The 21,029-nt window shown below is 66.4% G+C and carries 15 protein-coding genes; 9 read left to right on the top strand and 6 right to left on the bottom strand.

The features are described from left to right. The first annotated feature begins 91 nt into the window (after positions 1 to 91). Both TO66_RS15000 and TO66_RS14995 read left to right on the top strand, forming a co-directional pair. Entirely contained in the window at positions 92 to 1,180 is a 1,089-nt protein-coding gene (locus TO66_RS15000; protein ID WP_044463070.1) for an enoyl-CoA hydratase/isomerase family protein, read from the top strand. 3 nt (positions 1,181 to 1,183) lie between these two features. Further along, on the top strand, positions 1,184 to 2,335 hold the full coding sequence (locus tag TO66_RS14995; protein ID WP_044463069.1) for an acyl-CoA dehydrogenase family protein: 1,152 nt from the start codon (positions 1,184 to 1,186) through the stop codon (positions 2,333 to 2,335). A gap of 374 nt (positions 2,336 to 2,709) precedes the next feature. Here TO66_RS14995 and TO66_RS14990 read toward each other — a convergent pair whose 3' ends face one another. The 6 genes from TO66_RS14990 to TO66_RS14965 form a co-directional block, all read right to left on the bottom strand. Beyond that, a complete protein-coding gene (locus TO66_RS14990; protein ID WP_044463068.1) occupies positions 2,710 to 3,483 on the bottom strand; it encodes an enoyl-CoA hydratase in 774 nt (257 codons plus the stop codon). Between the two features lie 14 nt (positions 3,484 to 3,497). Next, positions 3,498 to 4,625 (bottom strand): acyl-CoA dehydrogenase, encoded by a 1,128-nt coding sequence (locus TO66_RS14985; protein ID WP_044463067.1) that lies wholly within the window; start codon positions 4,623 to 4,625, stop codon positions 3,498 to 3,500. A gap of 9 nt (positions 4,626 to 4,634) precedes the next feature. After that, the gene (locus TO66_RS14980; RefSeq protein WP_177330402.1) at positions 4,635 to 5,822 is read right to left on the bottom strand and encodes an acetyl-CoA C-acyltransferase; all 1,188 of its coding nucleotides are present in this window, start codon (positions 5,820 to 5,822) and stop codon (positions 4,635 to 4,637) included. A 12-nt stretch (positions 5,823 to 5,834) separates the two neighbouring features. After that, on the bottom strand, positions 5,835 to 6,596 hold the full coding sequence (locus tag TO66_RS14975; protein ID WP_044463065.1) for an SDR family NAD(P)-dependent oxidoreductase: 762 nt from the start codon (positions 6,594 to 6,596) through the stop codon (positions 5,835 to 5,837). A 19-nt stretch (positions 6,597 to 6,615) separates the two neighbouring features. After that, positions 6,616 to 8,280, bottom strand: a complete 1,665-nt coding sequence (locus tag TO66_RS14970) for an AMP-binding protein (RefSeq protein ID WP_044463064.1) — start codon at positions 8,278 to 8,280, stop codon at positions 6,616 to 6,618. A 1,128-nt stretch (positions 8,281 to 9,408) separates the two neighbouring features. Next, a complete protein-coding gene (locus TO66_RS14965) occupies positions 9,409 to 10,425 on the bottom strand; it encodes an AraC family transcriptional regulator (RefSeq protein WP_044463063.1) in 1,017 nt (338 codons plus the stop codon). 238 nt (positions 10,426 to 10,663) lie between these two features. Here TO66_RS14965 and TO66_RS14960 point away from each other — a divergent pair, with 238 nt between their 5' ends. The 7 genes from TO66_RS14960 (at position 10,664) to xylB (ending at position 21,029) form a co-directional block, all read left to right on the top strand. Then, positions 10,664 to 12,871 carry a TonB-dependent siderophore receptor gene (locus tag TO66_RS14960; protein ID WP_044463062.1) on the top strand — a complete coding sequence of 736 codons (2,208 nt, stop codon included), beginning with the start codon at positions 10,664 to 10,666 and terminating at the stop codon, positions 12,869 to 12,871. 356 nt (positions 12,872 to 13,227) lie between these two features. Beyond that, a complete protein-coding gene (locus TO66_RS14955; protein ID WP_409077193.1) occupies positions 13,228 to 14,499 on the top strand; it encodes an ABC transporter substrate-binding protein in 1,272 nt (423 codons plus the stop codon). A 135-nt stretch (positions 14,500 to 14,634) separates the two neighbouring features. After that, positions 14,635 to 15,561, top strand: coding sequence for a carbohydrate ABC transporter permease (locus TO66_RS14950; protein WP_044463060.1), 927 nt, complete (start codon positions 14,635 to 14,637; stop codon positions 15,559 to 15,561). Positions 15,562 to 15,571: 10 nt separating this feature from the next. After that, on the top strand, positions 15,572 to 16,402 hold the full coding sequence (locus TO66_RS14945) for a carbohydrate ABC transporter permease (RefSeq protein WP_044463059.1): 831 nt from the start codon (positions 15,572 to 15,574) through the stop codon (positions 16,400 to 16,402). Between the two features lie 131 nt (positions 16,403 to 16,533). Next, positions 16,534 to 17,637: an ABC transporter ATP-binding protein gene (locus TO66_RS14940; RefSeq protein ID WP_044463058.1), complete on the top strand. Its 1,104-nt coding sequence runs from the start codon at positions 16,534 to 16,536 to the stop codon at positions 17,635 to 17,637. A 17-nt stretch (positions 17,638 to 17,654) separates the two neighbouring features. Beyond that, positions 17,655 to 19,127, top strand: a complete 1,473-nt coding sequence (locus tag TO66_RS14935) for a mannitol dehydrogenase family protein (protein ID WP_044463057.1) — start codon at positions 17,655 to 17,657, stop codon at positions 19,125 to 19,127. A 393-nt stretch (positions 19,128 to 19,520) separates the two neighbouring features. Continuing rightward, positions 19,521 to 21,029, top strand: coding sequence for a xylulokinase (xylB, locus tag TO66_RS14930; RefSeq protein WP_044463056.1), 1,509 nt, complete (start codon positions 19,521 to 19,523; stop codon positions 21,027 to 21,029).

The raw sequence follows: 21,029 nt of genomic DNA, 5'->3' as shown, positions 1-21,029 counted from the left end.
GGCTTGTACATGGCAAATTTGCACTGCTAGGATCGCTCATCGTTCGCGCGCGAACACATTGATAAAGAACAATAAAAGCAGGGAGTTAGTGATGACTGCTCAGGTATCACCCCAGGCCACGCAAACGGAAATCCTGGCCGAAGTCCGCAACCATATCGGTCACCTGACCCTCAACCGCCCCGCCGGCCTCAACGCCATCACCCTCGGCATGGTCCGTACCCTGCAACGCCAGCTCGATGCCTGGGTCCAGGACCCGCAGGTGCACGCGGTGGTCCTGCGCGGCGCCGGCGACAAGGCGTTCTGCGCCGGTGGCGACATCCGCACCCTGTACGACAGCTATAAGAACGGCCAGACCCTGCACGAGGAATTCTTCGTCGAGGAATACGCGCTAGACCTGGCGATCCACCACTACCGCAAGCCGGTGCTGGCGCTGATGGACGGTTTTGTCCTCGGCGGCGGCATGGGTCTGGTCCAGGGCGCCGACCTGCGGCTGGTCACCGAGCGCAGCCGGCTGGCGATGCCGGAAGTCGGCATCGGTTATTTCCCGGATGTCGGCGGCAGCTATTTCCTGTCGCGCATTCCCGGCGAGCTGGGCATCTACCTGGGCGTCAGCGGGGTGCAGATCCGCGCCGCCGATGCCCTGTACTGCGGGCTGGCCGACTGGTACCTGGAAAGCGACAAGCTGGACCTGCTGGACCAGCGCCTGGACAGCCTGCAATGGGGCGACCATCCGCTCAAGGACCTGCAGGGCCTGCTGGCCAGGCTCGCCGTGCAGCAATTGCCCGATGCGCCACTGGCGGCCCTGCGCCCGGCCATCGATCACTTCTTCTCCCAGGCCGACGTCCCCGGCATCGTCCAGCAGCTGCGCGAAGTACGCCTCGGCGACAGCCACGACTGGGCCACCAGCACCGCCGACCTGCTGGCGACCCGCTCGCCGCTGGCCATGGCCGTGACCCTGGAAATGCTGCGCCGCGGCCGCCAGCTGAGCCTGGAACAGTGCTTCGCCCTGGAGCTGCACCTGGATCGCCAGTGGTTCGACCGCGGCGACCTGATCGAAGGCGTGCGCGCCCTGCTGATCGACAAAGACAAGAACCCCCGCTGGAACCCGCCGACCCTGCAGGCGCTGGACGCCGCGCACGTGGCGAGTTTCTTCAGCGCTTTCGACCCGAGCCGGAGCTGAGCCATGCACGATATTGAATTGACCGAAGAGCAGGTGATGATCCGCGACATGGCCCGGGATTTCGCCCGCGGTGAAATCGCCCCCCACGCCCAGGCCTGGGAAAAGGCCGGCTGGATCGACGACGCCCTGGTGGCGAAGATGGGCGAGCTGGGCCTGCTCGGCATGGTGGTGCCCGAGGAATGGGGCGGCACCTACATCGACTACGTGGCCTATGCCCTGGCGGTGGAGGAAATCTCCGCCGGCGACGGCGCCACCGGCGCGCTGATGAGCATCCACAACTCGGTGGGTTGCGGGCCGATCCTCAACTACGGCACCCAGGAACAGAAACAAACCTGGCTGGCCGACCTGGCCAGCGGCCAGGCGATCGGCTGCTTCTGCCTGACCGAACCCCAGGCCGGTTCCGAAGCCCACAACCTGCGCACCCGCGCCGAACTCAAGGACGGCCAGTGGGTGATCAACGGCGCCAAGCAGTTCGTCAGCAACGGCCGCCGCGCCAAGCTGGCCATCGTCTTCGCGGTCACCGACCCGGAGCTGGGCAAGAAAGGCCTGTCGGCGTTCCTGGTGCCCACCGACACCCCGGGCTTCGTGGTCGACCGCAGCGAACACAAGATGGGCATCCGCGCCTCGGACACCTGCGCGGTGACCCTCAACCAGTGCAGCGTGCCTGCGGCCAACCTGCTGGGCGAGCGCGGCAAGGGCCTGGCGATTGCCCTGTCCAACCTCGAAGGCGGCCGCATCGGCATCGCCGCCCAGGCCCTGGGCATCGCCCGTGCCGCCTTCGAGGCGGCGCTGGTCTACGCCCGCGACCGGGTGCAGTTCGACAAGCCGATCATCGAGCACCAGAGCATCGCCAACCTGCTGGCCGACATGCACACCCGCCTCAACGCCGCGCGCCTGCTGATCCTGCATGCCGCGCGCCTGCGCAGCGCCGGCAAGCCGTGCCTGTCGGAAGCCTCCCAGGCCAAGCTGTTCGCCTCGGAAATCGCCGAGCAGGTCTGCTCCTCGGCGATCCAGATCCACGGCGGCTACGGCTACCTGGAGGACTACCCGGTGGAGCGTTACTACCGCGACGCGCGCATCACCCAGATCTACGAAGGCTCCAGCGAAATCCAGCGCATGCTGATCGCCCGCGAGCTGAAGCACTATCTGGTGTGACCCCAAAAGCATCGCGGGCAAGCCTCGCTCCTACAGGTTTTCACTGTCCGTAGGAGCGAGGCTTGCCCGCGATAAACAAAAACCTGGTCCCTGTAGCCGCTGTCGAGCCTTGGCGAGGCTGCGATCGGCGGCGCAGCCGTCGTAAAACCAGGCGACGCGTTGTAGCCGCTGTCGAGCGCCAGCGAGGCTGCGATCGACTGCGCAGCAGGCGCCAAACCAGCCAACGCGGTCTTCCAGATAGATCCGGGACTCAGGTTTTGCGGCAACTGCGTTGCCGATCGCAGCCTCGCTGGCGCTCGACAGCGGCTACAGGATTGAAGGCACAAAAAAATCGCAGCCAAGGCTGCGATTTTTGTTACAGCAAAAGGCCCGCTTTAGCGATCCTGGAACTGCGCCTCGCGCTTGGCGATAAAGGCCGCCATGCCTTCCTTCTGGTCCTCGGTGGCGAAGGCCGCGTGGAACACCCGGCGCTCGAAACGCACGCCTTCGGACAGGCTGACCTCGAAGGCGCGGTTCACGCTTTCCTTGATCATCATGCTCACCGGCACCGACTTGCCGGCGATCAGCGCGGCGACTTTCAGCGCTTCGTCCAGCAGCTCGTCGGCCGGCACAATGCGCGCGACGATGCCGCAACGCTCGGCTTCCACCGCATCGATAAAGCGCCCGGTCAGGCACATTTCCATGGCCTTGGCCTTGCCCACGGCGCGGGTCAGGCGCTGAGTGCCGCCCATGCCCGGCAGCACGCCGAGGTTGATTTCCGGCTGGCCGAACTTAGCGTTGTCGCCGGCCAGGATAAAGTCGCACATCAACGCCAGCTCACAGCCACCGCCCAGGGCGAAGCCGTTGACCGCGGCGATGATCGGCTTGCGCCGGTTGGCCACCCGGTCGCTGTCGCTGAACAGGTCGTCCATATAGATCTGCGGGTAGGTCAGCTCGGCCATTTCCTTGATGTCGGCGCCGGCGGCGAAGGCTTTCTTCGAGCCGGTGAGGACGATGCAGCCGATCCGCGGGTCGGCTTCCAGGCTGTCCAGGGCGCGGTTCAGCTCGCTGACGATCTGCGCGTTGAGGGCGTTCAGCGCCTGGGGACGGTTGAGGGTGATCAGGCCGACGCGGTCCTTGATCTCCAGCAGGATGGTTTCGTAGCTCATCGATGGATTCCTTGTCAGAGGTTGCGCGAAATGACCATGCGCTGAATGTCGCTGGTGCCTTCGTAGATCTGGCAGACGCGCACGTCGCGGTAGATCCGCTCCAGCGGAAAGTCGTTCAAGTAGCCATAGCCACCCAGGGTTTGCAAGGCCGCGGAGCAGACCTTCTCGGCCATTTCCGAGGCGAACAGCTTGGCCATCGAGGCTTCCACCAGAGCCGGCCGGCCGCTGTCGCGCAGCGCTGCGGCATGCAGCACCATCTGCCGCGCCACGGCGATCTGGGTGGCCATGTCCGCCAGGCGGAACGCCACGGCCTGGTGCTCGATGATCGGCTTGCCGAAGCTCTGCCGCTCCCGGGCGTAGTCGCGGGCCGCCTCGAAGGCCGCACGGGCCATGCCCACCGCTTGCGAGGCGATGCCCACGCGGCCGCCTTCGAGGTTGGCCAGGGCGATCTTGTAGCCCTCGCCCTCCTCGCCCAGGCGGTTGGCCACCGGCACCTTCACATCCTCGAAGAGGATCTGGCAGGTGTCGGACGCGTGCTGGCCGAGCTTGTCCTCGACCCGCGCGACGCTGTAGCCCGGCGCATCGGTCGGCACGATAAAGGCACTGATGCCGCGCTTGCCGGCACTCGGGTCGGTGACCGCGAACACGATCACCACCCCGGCGTTCTGCCCGGAGGTGATGAACTGCTTGCTGCCGTTGAGCACGTAATGATCGCCATCGCGCCGGGCCCGGGTCTTCAGGCTGCTGGCGTCGGAACCGGCCTGGGGCTCGGTCAGGGCGAAGGCGCCGAGCATCGCGCCGCTGGCCAGGGGCTTGAGGAAACGCTCCTTCTGCTCGTCGCTGCCGAACTTGAGGATCGGCACGCAGCCCACCGAGTTGTGCACGCTCATGATGGTCGAGCAGGCGCCGTCGCCGGCGGCGATCTCTTCCAGGGCCATGGCGTAGGCCAGGTAACCGGTGTCGCAGCCGCCCCACTGCTCCGGCACCAGCATGCCGAAAAAGCCCAGCTCGGCCATCTCGGCGATGGCTTCCCTGGGGAAGCGGTGCTCGCGGTCCCACTCGGCGGCGAAGGGTTTCAGACGCTCCTGGGCAAACTGCCGGGCCGCGTCGCTGATCTGCTGTTGTTCGTCATCGGGCAACATGGCCGCTCCTCAATACAGGCATTCGACGGCCAGGGCCGTGGCTTCGCCGCCGCCGATGCAGATCGCCGCGACGCCACGCTTCAGGCCTTTCTGGCGCAGGGCCGAGAGCAGGGTCACGATGATCCGCGCGCCGGACGCTCCGATCGGGTGGCCCAGGGCGCAGGCGCCGCCGTGGACGTTGAGCCTGGCATGGGGAATTTCCAGCTGGGTCATGGCGGCCATGGCGACCACGGCGAAGGCTTCGTTGATCTCGAACAGATCGACCTGCTCCAGCGACCAGCCGGTCTTCTTCAGCAGCTTCCTGATCGCGCCGATGGGCGCCACCGGGAACAGCCCCGGGGTGTCGGCGAACGCCGCGTGGCCATGGATCACCGCCAGCGGCTTCAGGCCCTGCCGTTGCGCCTGGGACTGGCGCATCAGCACCAGCGCCGCGGCGCCGTCGGAGATCGAACTGGAGTTGGCCGCCGTCACCGTGCCGCCGTCGCGAAACGCCGGTTTCAGCGAGGCGATCTTGTCCAGCTTGGCCTTTGGCGGCTGTTCGTCGTGGCTGATCAGCACCTGCTCCTTGCCCACGGTCACGGTCAGCGGGACGATTTCGGCCTTGAAGCTGCCGTCCTCGATGGCCTGCTGGGCGCGGGTGGTCGAGGCAATGGCGAAGGCGTCCTGGGCCTCGCGGCTGAAGCCGTGGTCCTGGGCGCAATCCTCGGCGAAGGTGCCCATCAGGCGGCCCTTGTCGTAGGCGTCTTCGAGGCCGTCGAGGAACATCGAGTCCAGCACCCGGCCATGGCCCATGCGGTAGCCGCTGCGGGCGCGGTCCAGCAGGTACGGCGCGTTGGACATGCTTTCCATGCCGCCGGCGATCACCACCTCGGCGCTGCCGGCGAGCAGCATGTCGTGGGCCAGGATGGTGGTCTCCATGCCCGAGCCGCACATCTTGTTGACGGTGGTGCAGCGGGTCGACTTGTCCAACCCGGCGCCCAGCGCGGCCTGGCGCGCCGGTGCCTGGCCGAGGCCGGCGGGCAGCACACAGCCGAACAGCACTTCATCGACGGCGTCGCTGGCGACCCCGGCGCGCTCCACCGCGGCCTTGATGGCGGCGGCGCCGAGTTGCGGCGCGGTCAGGCTTTTCAATTCGCCCTGGAAGCCGCCCATGGGGGTGCGGACAGCGCTGACGATAACGATCGGATCGTGGTTCATGGTCAATCCTCCTTACTTGGCGGCCATGCGCAAGGCGCCGTCGAGACGGATCACCTCGCCGTTGAGCATGCTGTTGCCGATGATATGCCCGACCAGCGCGGCGTATTCGTCCGGCTTGCCCAGGCGTGGCGGGAACGGTACGCCGGCGGCCAGGGAGTCGCGTACTTCCGGGGTCATGCCGGCCATCATCGGGGTTTCGAAAATGCCCGGGGCGATGGTCATCACGCGGATGCCGAAGCGCGCCAGCTCGCGGGCGGCCGGCAGGGTCAGGCTGGCGATGGCGCCCTTGGACGCGGCGTAGGCGGCCTGGCCGATCTGCCCGTCGAACGCCGCCACCGAGGCGGTGTTGATGATCACCCCGCGCTCGCCGTCGGCGTTCGGCTCGCTCTCGGCGATGGCCGCGGCGGCCAGGCGCAGCAGGTTGAAACTGCCGATCAGGTTGACGTTGATCACCTGGTTGAAGCTGGCCAGCGCATGGGGACCGTTCTTGCCGAGGATCTTCTCGCCGCGCACGATGCCGGCGCAGTTGACCAGCCCATGCAAACCGCCGAAGGCCTTGAGCGTGGCCTGCACCGCCGCCTCGGCAGCGGCTTCGCTGCTGATGTCGGCGACCGTGCTCTGGCAGCCGAGCGCTTGCGCCCTGGCCGCCACGGCTTCGGCGTTGAGGTCCACCAGCATCACCTTGGCGCCGGCCTTGACCAGCATCTGCGCGGTGGCCGCGCCGAGGCCCGAGGCCCCGCCGCTGACGAGAAAAACCTTGTTTTCGATCTGCATTGCACGTTCCTGACGTTGTTCAAGCCGAAGCTGTGTGCGCCGCGGCCTCTTGAGCCTTGGCGATTTCCTGGTTGCGCAAGATAAAGCGCTGCAATTTGCCGCTTGGGGTTTTCGGCAACTCGCTGACAAATTCGATTTCACGGGGGTACGAGTGCGCGGCCAGGCGCTTGCGCACGTGCTGGCGCAGCTCTTCGGCCAGTTCCGGGGCCGCACGGTATTGCGGGCTGAGCACGACGAAGGCCTTGACCAGCTCGGTGCGCTCCGGATCGGGCTTGCCGATCACCGCCGCCTCGACCACCGCCGGGTGCTCGATCAGCGCGCTCTCCACGTCGAACGGGCCGACCCGGTAACCGGAGGTGGTGATCACGTCGTCGCTGCGCCCGACGAAGCTGATGCTGCCGTCCGGGTTCAGCTCCACGGTGTCGCCGCTCAGGTAATAGTTGCCGACGAAGGCCTTGGTCACCACGCCGTGGTAGCCGTTGAACCAGCACATCGGCGACTGGCTGCGGTCGATGGCGAGGATCCCCGGCTGGCCCACCGAGAGTTCCTGGTAGTTGTCGTCGAGCACCACGATGCGGTGGCCCGGCGAGGCGAAACCGGCGGCGCCGACATGCACCGGGTGCTCCAGGCCGTGGTGGTTGCACAGGACCATGCCCAGCTCGGTCTGGCCGTAGTGGTCGTGGATCACCACGCCCAGGTGGTCGGCGAACCAGCGGATCACCTCGGGGTTCAGCGGCTCGCCGGCGCTACTGACAATGCGCAGCCGGCCCTTGATCGAGCGGGCGAATTCGTCGCCGCCGGCGATCAGCAGGCGGTAGGCGGTGGGCGATCCGGTGAGGTTGGTGATGCCGTATTTGTTGATCACCCGGCAGGTGCTTTCCAGGGTGAAGGGACCATCGTAGAAGGTGATCGGGTGGCCCATGCCCAGCGGGCCGGTGACGCCAAAGTAGATGCCATAGGCCCAGCCCGGGTCGGCAACGTTCCAGAACGCGTCTTCGGGGCGCAGGTCCACCGCGTCGCGGGTGTAGTTCTGGAACGCGACGATGGCCTTGAGCGGCACGTACAGCGATTTGGACGGGCCGGTGGTGCCCGAGGTGAACATCAGCAGGAACGGGTCTTCACCAGTGAGCAGCACCGGCTCGCACTGCGCGGGGTAGTTGGCCAGCTCGGCCCAGAAACTGAAGTCGCCACGGACGATGCCCTGGCCCTTGGCCCCGGCGACTGTGACGATGGTCGGGCAGTCGGCGACCTCGGCGAGCTTCGGCCGGTTGACCGCGTCGGTCACCACCACCTTGGCCCCGGAGCTGCCCAGGCGATGCTCGATGGCCTTGGGGCCGAAGGCGGTGAACAGCGGCTGGTAGACCGCGCCGATGCGCCAGGTGGCGAACACCGCGATCAGCAGCTCGACATTGCGCGGCAACAGGCCGGCGACCCTGTCGCCCTTCTGCACGCCCTGGGCCAGCAGGAAGTTGGCGAAACGCGCGGCCTGGTCTTGCAACTCGCTGAAGGTGTAGGTGGCGCTACTGCCGTCGCGGCCCTCCCAGAACAGCGCGATGCGCCCCGGCAAGGCGTGCCGGTCACAGCATTCGACACAGGCATTGAGCGCCGCCAGCGAACCCTGCAGGGCCGCATCGACGCTGTGCTGGTAATTGAAGTGTGCAGTGGCAGACAAGTAATCGCGCATCGCCAGAATCCCTCACTGTTCTTATTAGGATGGGAACAACAGGCAGATACTGGCGCCACGGCCCTGGCGGGACAATGGTCAAAGCTTTCAAGTTGCGTGACTGGTTTGGCCAAGAAGGCCATGGGCCATGGCGTCCTGTAGCCCTGTAGCCGCTGCCGAGCGCCAGCGAGGCTGCGATCGAGCGCAAAGCGGTCGCAAGCCAGGCGACGCGTTCTATCTGGCACACCGCGCGCTCAGGTTTGGCGGCAACTGCGTTGCCGATCGCAGCCTCGCTGTGGCTCGGCAGCGGCTACACAGGTACTGCGATCCTTCGACGTTGCGCTCCTCTGACGCTGCGATCCTGTAGCCGCTGTCGAGCGCCAGCGAGGCTGCGATCGATCGCGCAGCGATCGCAAGCCAGACGGCGCATTCTATCTGGCACACCGCGAGCTCAGGTTTGGCGGCAACTGCGTTGCCGATCACAGCCTCGCCATGGCTCGGCAGCGGCTACACAGGTACTGCGATCCTTCGACATTGCGCTCCTCTGACGCCGCGATCCTGTAGCCGCTGTCGAGCGCCAGCGAGGCTGCGATCGAGCGCGAAGCGGTCGCAAGCCAGGCGACGCGTTCTGTCTGGCACACCGTGGATTCAGGTTTGGCGGCAACTGCGTTGCCGATCACAGCCTCGCCATGGCTCGGCAGCGGCTACACAGGTACTGCGAGCCTTCGACATTGCGTTCCTCTGACGCTGCGATCCTGTAGCCGCTGTCGAGCGCCAGCGAGGCTGCGATCGAGCGCGAAGCGGTCGCAATCCAGACGGCGCATTCTATCTGGCACACCGCGCGCTCAGGTTTGGCGGCAACTGCGTTGCCGATCGCAGCCTCGCTATGGCTCGGCAGCGGCTACACAGGTACTGCGATCCTTCGACGTTGCGCTCCTCTGACGTTGCGCTCCTCTGACGTTGCGCTCCTCTGACGCTGCGATCCTGTAGCCGCTGCCGAGCGCCAGCGAGGCTGCGACCGATCGCGCAGCGGTCGCAAGCCAGGCGACGCGTTCTGTCTGGCACACCGTGGATTCAGGTTTGGCGGCAACTGCGTTGCCGATCGCAGCCTCGCTATGGCTCGGCAGCGGCTACAAGGGCCAGGGTGTATCAGGCAGGGTCGTTGAGGATCAGGCTGCGGTAGTGCCCGGGGTTGGAGCCGGACCATTTGCGAAAGGCCTTGTAGAACGAGCTGGCGTCGGCGAAGCCGAGCCGGGCGGCGATCTCGGTGAAGCTGATCTGCGGCTCGGCCAGCCAAGTAATTGCCAGCTCCTTGCGCACGCCGTCCTTGAGGCCCTGGTAAGTCTGCCCTTCTTCCGCCAGGCGCCGGCGCAGGGTCGAGGCCGACATGCACAGGCTGTGGGCCAGGCTCTCGGTTTCCGGCCACTGCGCCGCGGGCAGCTGGCGCAGGTCGTGGCGGATGCGGCTGGCCAGGCTCTGCGGGTCGCGGTACTTGACCAGGATGTTGGCCGGCGCCTGGGCCAGGAAGCGCTTGAGCTCCTCGACGCTGCGCTTGATCGGCAGGTCCAGGCAATCGGCGGCGATGATCATCCGCGTGCGCGGGCGGTCGAAGCGCAGGTTCTGCGAGAACATCACCTGATAGTCGTCGCAGAAATCCGGCTGCGCGCACCGCAGCTCGATGGCCAGGATCGGGATGCGCCGCCCGGCCAGCCAGCAGGCCACGCCGTGGACGATCATCCAGTAGGTGAAATAGGCAAAGGCCCGGCGCGGCGGCTGCTCGTCTTCGAGCAGGACTATTTCCGCCAGGCTCTGCTGGCGCACCAGTTGCGCCGGCAGGAGTTCGAGCATCAGTGACAGGAACCCCAGGCCGGACGCCAGCCCCGCCGCCAGGTTCGGCTGGGCCATGGCGCTGCGACAGAGAAACGCCAGGCTGCCGGACTTCAGCTTGCGCGGGTCCATGCCGAAGAACTCGTCGTCCAGGCGCCGCGCCAGCAGACGCCACAGGCGCGCATAAGCGGTCGCCGGCACCCGCGCGGCGCTGACGTCCAGCCGGGCCGGGTCGATGCCGACCTTGTTCAGTACTTCTTCGGTGGCAGCGCCGGGTTCGCAGCTTTGCAGCAGCGCTTCGCGCACCAGTTGCATGGAGATGGTGTCTTTTTCCGACATCGCGCGTCAGGGCTTCCGGCATCGAGGGACAGGCCGGCCATCTTAGGCAGTGACCGGTAAAAATCCAGTGGGCTTTTGGCTGACTACAGCCAAGTCTTATGCAGATTGACGACTTTTACAGAGTTCCATCGCGAAATTTCCCAAAATCTACCGGATAACTCCCAGCCAATCCTGGCGATCTCTTTTTAATAATTAATCTCAAATAGGATTCACTCTCACTAAAAAGAGAGCGTTTCCCATGCACGCGAAAGCCCCCACCGCCTTGCCGCCACACCGCCTGCTGGCCTCTACCCTGGGCCTGGCCCTCGCCTCGGGCGCCGGCCTGGCCGAAGCCGCGGAACGAGAGAAATCCCTGCAACTGGACAACATCAAGGTCGAAGCCGAACAACCGGGCTACCGAACCGAACGCTCCGCCTCGGCCAAATACGTGGCGCCGTTGCTGGACACCCCGCAGACCATCACCGTGGTGCCGCCCAAGCTGATCCAGGAGCAACAGGCCCTGAGCCTGCGCCAGGTGCTGTCGAACGTGTCCGGGATCACCTTCAATGCCGGCGAAGGCGGTGGCGGCTCCGGGGACAGCATCAACATCCGCGGCTTCTCGGCCAACAGCAATATGCAGATCGACGGCCTGCGCGACAGCGCGCAGACCAGCCGCTCCGACACCTTCAACGTCGAGCAGGTGGAGGTGATCAAGGGCCCCAACTCGGTATTCGGCGGCGCCGGCACCACCGGCGGCAGCATCAACGTGGTCAGCAAGCAGCCGCGCGACCAGGCGTTCACCCGCCTGGGCGGCAGCCTCGGCACCGACGACTATTACCGCCTGACCCTGGACAGCAACCAGCCGCTGGCAGGCGTCGGCCACGACAGCGCCGTGCGGCTCAACCTGATGACCCATCAGAACGCCGTGCCCGGCCGCGAGAAGATCGATCGCCAGCGCTGGGGCATCGCGCCGTCGCTGCGCCTGGGCCTGAGCGACAGCACCCGCCTGACCCTGAGCGCCTTCCACCAGAGCGACGACAACCTGCCCGACTACGGCGTGCCGGCGCGCGACGGCAAGAAGCTGGCCGGGGCCAAACGCGATGGCTATTTCGGCTGGAAAAACCTCGACAAGGAAGAGATCGAGCAGAACACCTTCACCGCCGATTTCGAACACGACTTCAACGACAACCTGCGCCTGCAGAACCTCACGCGCTACAGCCGCACCGACCGCGACACCATCGTCTCGGCCTCGCACGCCAACACCAGCGGCGTGCCCGCGGGCCGCTACCGCCCCGCCGGGCCCCAGGCCTACGGACGCGACGCCACCACCGAGATGTGGATCAACCAGAGCAACCTGATCGGCGGCTTCGAGTTCGCCGGCATGCGCCACGAAGTGACCACAGGCCTGGAGCTGTCCCACGAAACCCTGGACCTCAAGACCTACAACCATGGCCTGGGCACAGCCCTGTACCCGCGCGACGGCTATGCCCTGGGCAACCCGCCCGGCCGCTGGAACGGCCCGCTGCGCAAGGCCGCCAGCGGCTACACCGAGACCCGGCTGACGGACCAGGCGCTGTACCTGTTCGACAACATCGCCCTGCACGAGCAATGGGACCTCAACCTGGGGCTGCGCTACGACAAAGTCCGCGGCAAGGCCGACAGCTACTCCGGCGCCCAGGTAAAAACCGCGAAACGCGCCGCCGACGACGCCAAGGTCAGCGCGCGCACCGGGCTGGTGTTCAAGCCCAGCGAGAACGGCCGGATCTATGCGGCCTGGGGCAACTCCTTCAACCCTTCCGCGGAGAACCTTGCCTCCACCGGCGGCGGCCTGAGCGCCAACACCGAGGACCTGGCGCCGGAGAAGAACGAGACCTGGGAACTGGGCACCAAGTGGGCGCTGTTGGACAAGCGCCTGGAACTGGACGCCGCGCTGTTTCGCGTGGAAAAGAGCAACGCCCGGGAAACCATGGCCGACGGTTCGACCCAGCTGGCCGGCAAGCAGCGGGTGCAGGGCGTGGAACTGGGCCTGACCGGCCACGTCACCGAGCAATGGGATGTGTTCGCCAACTACACCTTCCTCGACAGCGAGATCCTCAAGGCGGCGAACACCGCTTCCGGCATCGCCCGCAAGGGCCAGGCCCTGGGCAACACGCCGCCGCGCTCGCTCAACCTGTGGACCACCTACGAACTGCCGGCCGGCTGGACCCTGGGCTACGGCACGCGCTATGTCAGCGAGCGCAACGTCAGCTCCAGCACCAAGGCCAAACTGGATGCCTACTGGGTGCATAACGCGATGCTCGGTTACAAGGTCAACCGCGACCTCGACCTGCAACTGAACGTCAACAACCTGTTCGACAAGGACTACGTCGAGCGGGTCCGCCAGCAGGCCGGCAGCGACGCTCGCTCCTCGGCCATCGAATACGGCGACGCGCGCGCGGCGATCCTGTCCGCCACCTACTCCTTCTGACCCCTCCCTCCAGGCGCGGTCCCGTTCCAGCGGACCGCGCCGCGGCCCTTCCTGCACCCGCTCGCCCCGGGCAAAAACCGATACGCAATCTCCCGCGTTTTGCCCGCCCCGGCCGGGCGAGCCCCCGCCTGTTGCGGCTCGCGCGCCGAAATCGATTTCTGCCCAGTGCAAAAAAGTACCGATTCAAGTGTCAGGGATGATTTGTCAGCGTGGTCGTCGAAGGCTTGTAATCAGCCTCACATTCTTCCCGGCATCCGGAAGAAACAACAACAATAACCAGCCTTTCGCGGCCTGCGGGTGCGGAAGAGGAGTGCACGATGAAACCCTGTGTCAAAGCCCTGCTCGTCACCACCTGCATGACCTTGAGCGGCGTCAGCCTCGGCGCCCAGACGGTGACCATCGCCACCGTCAACAACAGCGACATGATCCGCATGCAGAAACTCTCCAAGGCCTTCGAGAGCGAACACCCGGACATCCAGCTCAACTGGGTGGTACTCGAAGAGAACGTGCTGCGCCAGCGCCTGACCACCGACATCGCCACCCAGGGCGGACAATTCGACGTGCTGACCATCGGCATGTACGAAGCCGCACTCTGGGGTGCCAAGGGCTGGCTGGAACCGATGAAGGACCTGCCCGCCGCCTACGACCTGGAAGACATTTTCCCCGCGGTGCGCCAAGGCCTGTCGGCCAAGGGCACGCTGTACGCCCTGCCGTTCTACGCCGAAAGCTCGATGACCTACTACCGCACCGACCTGTTCCAGGCCGCCGGCCTGCAGATGCCCGAACGCCCGACCTGGGAGCAGATCGGCGAATTCGCCGGCAAACTCAATAATCCCGGGCAGGAGCAATACGGCATCTGCCTGCGTGGCAAGGCCGGCTGGGGCGAGAACATGGCCCTGATCACCACCCTGGCCAACGGTTTCGGCGCGCGCTGGTTCAACGAGCAGTGGCAGCCCGAATTCAATGGGCCGGAGTGGAAGAACGCCCTGACCTTCTACGTCGACACCATGAAAAAGGCCGGCCCGCCCGGCGCCTCCAGCAACGGTTTCAACGAAAACCTGGCGCTGTTCAACAGCGGCAAGTGCGCGATCTGGGTCGACGCCAGCGTCGCCGGTTCGTTCGTCACCGACAAATCGCAGAGCAAGGTCAGCGACCACGTCGGCTTTGCCTATGCGCCGCACCAGGTCACCGACAAGGGCAGCGCCTGGATGTACTCCTGGGCGCTGGCGATCCCTACCAGCTCCAAGGCCAAGGACGCGGCGCGGACCTTCGCCACCTGGGCCACCTCCAGGGAATACGGCGCCCTGGTCGCCGAGAAGGACGGTATCGCCAACGTGCCGCCCGGCACCCGCGCCTCGACCTACAGCGAGGCCTATATGCAGGCCGCGCCATTCGCCCGGGTGACCCTGGAATCGCTGAAGGTCGCCGACCCGACCCGGCCGACCCTCAAGCCAGTGCCCTACATCGGCATCCAACTGGTGACCATCCCCGAGTTCCAGGCCATCGGCACCCAGGTCGGCAAGCTGTTCTCCGCCGCCCTGATCGGCCAGAGCACGGTCGACCAGGCCCTGGCCGCGGCGCAGCAGACCACCGAACGCGAAATGAAACGCGCCGGCTACCCCAAGTAACCCCCTAATCCCGTACCTGTAGGAGCGAGGCTTGCCCGCGATAGCCGCACCACGGTCTATCCGATAAGCGCGTCATCGTTCATCGCGGGCAAGCCTCGCTCCTACGGGAAACACACCTGAACGGTTGTGATCGTCATGAATACTTCGACTGCCAACGCTCATCTGGAAATACCCCGGGCCGCGCGCAAGCGCCGCCCGGCCAACCCCGGCTGGTTCCTGGTCAGCCCCTCGGTGGCGCTGTTGCTGCTGTGGATGATCGTGCCGCTGGGCATGACCCTGTACTTCTCGCTGATCCGCTACAACCTGCTGTACCCCGGAGAAAACCAGTTCGTGGGGCTGGAGAACTTCAGCTACTTCCTCACTGACTCGGGCTTTTTGCCCGGGGCCGGCAACACCCTGCTGCTGGTGGGCAGCGTGCTGGCGATCAGCGTGGTGTTCGGGGTGCTGATCAGCGCCCTGCTGGAAGCCAGCGAGTTCTTCGGCCGCGGCATCGTCCGGGTGCTGCTGATCTCGCCGTTCTTCATCATGCCCACGGTGGGCGCGCTGATCTGGAAGAACCTGATCTTCCACCCGGTGTCGGGGATCCTCGCCGCCGTGTGGAAGCTGTTCGGCGCCCAGCCGGTGGACTGGCTGGCGCACTACCCGCTGCTGTCGATCATCGTCATCGTGTCCTGGCAGTGGCTGCCGTTCGCGATCCTGATCCTGATGACCGCCATGCAGTCCCTGGACCAGGAACAGAAGGAGGCGGCGCGCCTGGACGGTGCCGGGCCCCTGGCGATCTTCTGGCACCTGACCCTGCCGCACCTGGCGCGGCCGATCGCGGTGGTGGTGATGATCGAGACCATCTTCCTGCTCTCGGTGTTCGCCGAAATCTTCACCACCACCAACGGTGGCCCGGGCTACGCCTCGACCAACCTCGCCTACCTGATCTACAACCAGGCGCTGGTGCAGTTCGACGTCGGCATGGCGTCGGCCGGCGGCCTGATCGCCGTGGTCATCGCCAACATCGCCGCGATCGTGCTGGTGCGCATGCTCGGCAAAAACCTGACTGACAAGCCCTGAGGTGCGCGCCATGACCCTGCAACAATCCCGCCGCCTGCACAGCCTGCTGCTCGGCACCCTGGCCTGGATCGTCGCCATCCTGATCTTCTTCCCGATCTTCTGGATGCTGCTGACCAGCTTCAAGACCGAAATCGACGCCTTCGCCACGCCGCCGCAGTTCATCTTCACGCCGACGCTGGAGAATTACCTGCACATCAACGAGCGCAGCAACTACCTGGCCTTCGCCTGGAACTCGGTGGCGATCTCGTTCAGCGCCACCGCGTTGTGCCTGCTGATCGCGGTGCCGGCGGCCTACTCCATGGCCTTCTACGAGACCCGCAACACCAAGCGCACCCTGCTGTGGATGCTGTCAACCAAGATGCTGCCGCCGGTGGGCGTGCTGATGCCGATCTACCTGCTGGCCAAGCATTTCGGCCTGCTGGACACGCGCCTGGCGCTGATCGCGATCTACACCCTGATCAACCTGCCGATCGTGGTCTGGATGGTTTACACCTACTTCAAGGACATCCCCCGGGACATCCTCGAGGCCGCACGGCTGGATGGCGCAACGCTCAGCCAGGAAATGCTCCGGGTGCTGCTGCCCATCGCCAAGGGCGGCCTGGCGTCCACCGTGCTGCTGTCGCTGATCCTGTGCTGGAACGAGGCGTTCTGGTCACTCAACCTGACCTCGTCCAACGCCGCGCCGCTGACCGCGCTGATCGCCTCCTACTCCAGCCCCGAGGGCCTGTTCTGGGCCAAGCTCTCGGCCGTCTCGACCCTGGCCTGCGCGCCGATCCTGATCATCGGCTGGATCAGCCAGAAGCAACTGGTGCGCGGCCTGTCCTTCGGCGCGGTGAAGTAACAGGTAACCCGATACCCGATAAGGCCCGAAGACTCTTCGCGGCCTTCCAGAGCACGTCCGCTGCGCGGCCGATCGCAGCCTCGCAGGCTCGGCAGCGGCTACGACGAAATTATGCAATCCGGAGAGATTCCATGGCTCACCTGAAAATCAACAACCTGCAAAAAGGCTTCGAGGGGTTTTCCATCATCAAGGGCATCGACCTGGAGGTGAACGACCGCGAGTTCGTGGTCTTCGTCGGCCCGTCCGGCTGCGGCAAATCCACCCTGCTGCGGCTGATCGCCGGCCTCGAGGATGTCAGCGGCGGCAGCATCGAGCTCGATGGCCGCGACATCACCGAGGTCAGCCCGGCCAAGCGCGACCTGGCCATGGTGTTCCAGACCTACGCCCTGTACCCGCACATGAGCGTGCGCAAGAACATGTCGTTCGCCCTGGACCTGGCCGGCGTGGCCAAGGCCGAGGTGCAGCAGAAGGTCGACGAGGCGGCGCGCATCCTCGAACTGGGGCCGATGCTCGAGCGCAAGCCCAAGCAACTGTCCGGCGGCCAGCGCCAGCGTGTGGCCATCGGCCGGGCCATCGTGCGCAACCCGAAGATCTTCCTGTTCGACGAGCCGCTGTCCAACCTCGACGCCGCGCTGCGGGTGCAGATGCGCCTGGAACTGGCGCGCCTGCACAAAGAGCTGCAGGCGACCATGATCTACGTGACCCACGACCAGGTCGAAGCCATGACCCTGGCCGACAAGGTGGTGGTGCTCAATGGCGGCCGCGTGGAACAGGTCGGCTCGCCGCTGGAGCTGTACCACCGCCCGGCCAACCTGTTCGTCGCCGGTTTTCTCGGCACGCCGAAAATGGGCTTTCTCAAGGGCAAGGTCGGCCGGATCGACGACCTCGGCTGCGAGGTCGAGCTGGACGCCGGCACCCGCGTCCGCCTGCCACACAACGCCGCCCACCTGAGCCTTGGCAGCCCGGTGACCCTGGGCATCCGTCCCGAGCACCTGGAACTGGCCCGGCCCGGCGACTGCACCCTGCAGGTCACCGCCGACGTCAGCGAGCGCCTGGGCAGCGACACCTTCTGCCATGTGCGCACGGCGTCCGACGAAGCCCTGACCCTGCGCATCCGCGGCGACCTGGCCAGCGCCTACGGCCAGCAACTGGCGCTCAAGCTGGACCCCGAGCACTGCCACCTGTTCGATGCCACCGGCGTGGCCGTGGCCAGAACCCTGCGCGCCGCCGCCTGATCAACCGAGAACCCACGATGAAACTGAACCGACACAACCTTGACCGCCTGGCTCCCGAAGTGCGGGTGCCGGCCTACGCCCTGGCCGAGGTCCGGCAAGGCATGGCGCATATCGGCGTGGGCGGCTTCCACCGCGCCCACCAGGCCTATTACACCGACGCCCTGATGAACCGCGGCGAAGGCCTGGACTGGGGCATCTGCGGGGTCGGCCTGCGCGCCGAGGACCGCCGCGCGCGCGACGACCTGGCCGACCAGGACTACCTGTTCACCCTGTTCGAGCTGGGCGACGACGAGGCCAGCGAAGTGCGGGTGATCGGCGCAATCCGCGACATGCTGCTGGCCGAGGATGATGCCCAGGCGCTGATCGACAAACTGGCCGACCCACGGATCCGCATCGTCTCCCTGACCATCACCGAGGGCGGCTACTGCATCGACGACAGCAGCGGCGAATTCATGGCCCACCTGCCACAGATCCAGCACGACCTGGCGCACCCGCGGCAGCCGCGGACCGTGTTCGGCTTTCTCTGCGCGGCCCTGGCCCGGCGCCGGGCGGCCGGTACTCCGGCCTTTACCCTGATGTCTTGCGATAACCTGCCGCACAACGGCGCGGTGACGCGCAAGGCGCTGCTGGCCTTCGCCGCCCTGCGCGATCCCGAACTGCACGACTGGATCGCCGCCCACGTCGGATTCCCCAACGCCATGGTCGACCGCATCACCCCGATGACCAGCATCGCCCACCGCTTGCAGCTGCACGACCAGCACGGCGTCGACGATGCCTGGCCGGTGGTCTGCGAGCCGTTCGTGCAATGGGTGCTGGAAGACAAGTTCGTCAACGGCCGGCCGGCCTGGGAAAAGGTCGGGGTGCAGTTCACCGACGACGTCACGCCCTATGAAGAGATGAAGATCAAGCTGCTCAACGGCAGCCACCTGGCGCTGACCTACCTGGGGTTCCTCAAGGGCTACCGGTTTGTCCACCAGGCCATGGCCGACCCGCTGTTCGTGGCCTTCATCCGCGCCTACATGGACCTCGACGTGACCCCGCAACTGGCACCGGTGCCGGGCATCGACCTGGCCGCCTACAAGGACACCCTGGTGGCGCGCTTCTCCAACCGGGCGATCGCCGACCAGCTGGAGCGGGTCTGCTCGGACGGCTCGTCGAAGCTGCCCAAGTTCAGCGTGCCGACCATCAACCGCCTGCTCGCCGACGGCGGCGACCCCGAACGCGCCGCCCTGGTGATCGCGGCCTGGGCCCTGTACCTCAGGGGCGTCGACGAGAACGGCGAGCGCTATGCGATTCCCGATCCACGCGCGGCGTTCTGCCAGGCGCTGGTGACGGACGAGGCGCGGGTCAGCCAGCGCCTGCTGGCGGTCGAGGAAATCTTCGGCGGCGCCATTCCCCAGTCGCCGGCCTTTGTCGAAGCCTTCGAGCGCTGCTTCAATGACCTGCGGGAAAACGGCGTGACCCGCACCCTGGAGCGGGTGTTGGCGTAGCAACGCGCTACGCCTGACGCATCGTGAGCGCAGGTTTCGCGGCAACTGCGTTGCCGATCGCAGCCTCGCCCAGGCTCGGCAGCGGCTACAGGCGCGGTATGCATGTAGCCGCTGTCGAGCACCAGCGAGGCTGCGATCGGTTTGGGCGGCATTCCGACGAAGCGGTCGCAAGCCAGGCGACGCGTTCTGCCTGGCACACCGCGGATTCAGGTTTCGCGGCAACTGCGTTGCCGATCGCAGCCTCGCCCAGGCTCGGCAGCGGCTACGGGCGCGGTATGTATGTAGCCGCTGTCGAGCGCCAGCGAGGCTGCGATCGCCCGGCACGGGCGCAGCGATCTCAAGGCAACCCGGCTCCCACAGCGGCCCCGAGTTGAATTTTGCACAGGTTCATCCATGACCAAACGACAGCTATACCTCGGCATCGACTGCGGCACCCAGGGCACCAAGGCGCTGATCCTCGACGTCGCCAGCGGCGACGTGCTGGGCCTGGGCGCCGCGCCGCACAGCCTGATCAGCGGCGCCAACGGCCGCCGCGAACAGGACGTCGAGCAATGGTGCGAGGCGTTCGCCCTGGCCACCCGGCGGGCGTTGCAGGCGGCCGGGGTCAGCGGCCAGGAGATCCTCGGCCTCGGCGTGTCGGGCCAGCAGCACGGCCTGGTCCTGCTCGATCGCCAGGGCCGGGTCCTGCGCCCGGCCAAGCTCTGGTGCGACACCGAGTCCAGCGAGCAGAACCGGCGCCTGCTGGAATACCTGGGGGGCGAACAGGGTTCCCTGGAGCGCCTCGGCGTGGCGATCGCTCCCGGCTACACCGTCTCCAAGCTGCTGTGGACCCGAGAACGCCATCCCCAGCTGTTCCAGCGCATCGCGCGCATCCTGCTGCCCCACGACTACCTGAACTACTGGCTGACGGGACGCGCCTGCAGCGAGTACGGCGACGCCTCCGGCACCGGCTATTTCAACGTGCGCACCCGCCAGTGGGACCTGGAACTGTTGCGCCACATCGACCCGGACGGGGGCCTGGAGGCCGCCTTGCCGGAACTGATCGAGGCCGACCGGCCGGTGGGCACCCTGCTGCCCGCAATCGCCGAACGCCTGGGGCTCAACCCCGCCGCGCGGGTCTCCAGCGGTGGTGGCGACAACATGCTGGGCGCCATCGGCACCGGTAATATCCAGCCCGGGGTCATCACCATGAGCCTGGGTTCCTCCGGCACCCTGTACGCCTACGCCGAGCAGCCGCGGGTCAGCCGCGACGCCGCGGTGGCGACCTTCTGTTCCTCCAGCGGCGGCTGGCTGCCGCTGATCTGCACCATGAACCTGACCAACGCCACCGGCGCGGTGCGCGAGCTGTTCGAGCTGGACCTTGCGCGCTTCAACCAACGGGCCGCCGAGGCGCCGATCGGTGCGGGGGGCGTGTGCATGCTGCCGTTCCTCAATGGCGAGCGGGTCCCGGCCCTGCCCCAGGCCAGCGGCAGCCTGCTGGGCCTGACCCTGGACAACCTGACCCAGGCCAACCTGTGCCGGGCGGTACTGGAAGGCACCACCTTCGGCCTGCGCTACGGCCTCGACCTGCTGCGCCGCAACGGCTTGCAGAGCCAGCGCATCCGCCTGATCGGCGGCGGTTCGAAAAGTCCTCTGTGGCGGCAGATGGTCGCCGATATCATGCACACCCCGGTGGTCTGTACCGAGCAAAGCGAGGCCGCGGCCCTGGGCGCGGCGATCCAGGCGGCCTGGTGCCGCTCCGCGGACGGCGAACAGCGCTACAGCCTGGCGCAACTGTGCCAGCGCTGCGTGAAACTCGACCCGGCCAGCGAAACCCTGCCGATCGCCGCCCATGTGGCGGCCTACCAGCAGGTCTATGAACGTTACCAACAGCACGTGGCAACCCTTTTGAAGAGCGAGTGA

Origin of the sequence: Pseudomonas sp. MRSN 12121 (genome assembly GCF_000931465.1) — a bacterium.
Classification (GTDB): Bacteria; Pseudomonadota; Gammaproteobacteria; order Pseudomonadales; family Pseudomonadaceae; genus Aquipseudomonas.
The sequence above is the reverse complement of the archived record's forward strand: the minus strand, read 5'-3'. Positions and strand labels throughout refer to the sequence as shown.

Bases quoted from the DNA above. Each gene is read 5' to 3' on its own strand.
- TO66_RS14950 (WP_044463060.1), top strand. From the start codon at position 14,635: ATGAATACTTCGACTGCCAACGCTCATCTGGAAATACCCCGGGCCGCG.
- TO66_RS14985 (WP_044463067.1), bottom strand. From the start codon at position 4,625: ATGTTGCCCGATGACGAACAACAGCAGATCAGCGACGCGGCCCGGCAG.
- TO66_RS14945 (WP_044463059.1), top strand. From the start codon at position 15,572: ATGACCCTGCAACAATCCCGCCGCCTGCACAGCCTGCTGCTCGGCACC.
- TO66_RS14965 (WP_044463063.1), bottom strand. From the start codon at position 10,425: ATGTCGGAAAAAGACACCATCTCCATGCAACTGGTGCGCGAAGCGCTG.
- TO66_RS14995 (WP_044463069.1), top strand. From the start codon at position 1,184: ATGCACGATATTGAATTGACCGAAGAGCAGGTGATGATCCGCGACATG.
- TO66_RS14940 (WP_044463058.1), top strand. From the start codon at position 16,534: ATGGCTCACCTGAAAATCAACAACCTGCAAAAAGGCTTCGAGGGGTTT.
- TO66_RS14980 (WP_177330402.1), bottom strand. From the start codon at position 5,822: ATGAACCACGATCCGATCGTTATCGTCAGCGCTGTCCGCACCCCCATG.
- TO66_RS14960 (WP_044463062.1), top strand. From the start codon at position 10,664: ATGCACGCGAAAGCCCCCACCGCCTTGCCGCCACACCGCCTGCTGGCC.
- TO66_RS14975 (WP_044463065.1), bottom strand. From the start codon at position 6,596: ATGCAGATCGAAAACAAGGTTTTTCTCGTCAGCGGCGGGGCCTCGGGC.
- TO66_RS14970 (WP_044463064.1), bottom strand. From the start codon at position 8,280: ATGCGCGATTACTTGTCTGCCACTGCACACTTCAATTACCAGCACAGC.
- TO66_RS14955 (WP_409077193.1), top strand. From the start codon at position 13,228: ATGACCTTGAGCGGCGTCAGCCTCGGCGCCCAGACGGTGACCATCGCC.
- TO66_RS15000 (WP_044463070.1), top strand. From the start codon at position 92: ATGACTGCTCAGGTATCACCCCAGGCCACGCAAACGGAAATCCTGGCC.
- xylB (WP_044463056.1), top strand. From the start codon at position 19,521: ATGACCAAACGACAGCTATACCTCGGCATCGACTGCGGCACCCAGGGC.
- TO66_RS14935 (WP_044463057.1), top strand. From the start codon at position 17,655: ATGAAACTGAACCGACACAACCTTGACCGCCTGGCTCCCGAAGTGCGG.
- TO66_RS14990 (WP_044463068.1), bottom strand. From the start codon at position 3,483: ATGAGCTACGAAACCATCCTGCTGGAGATCAAGGACCGCGTCGGCCTG.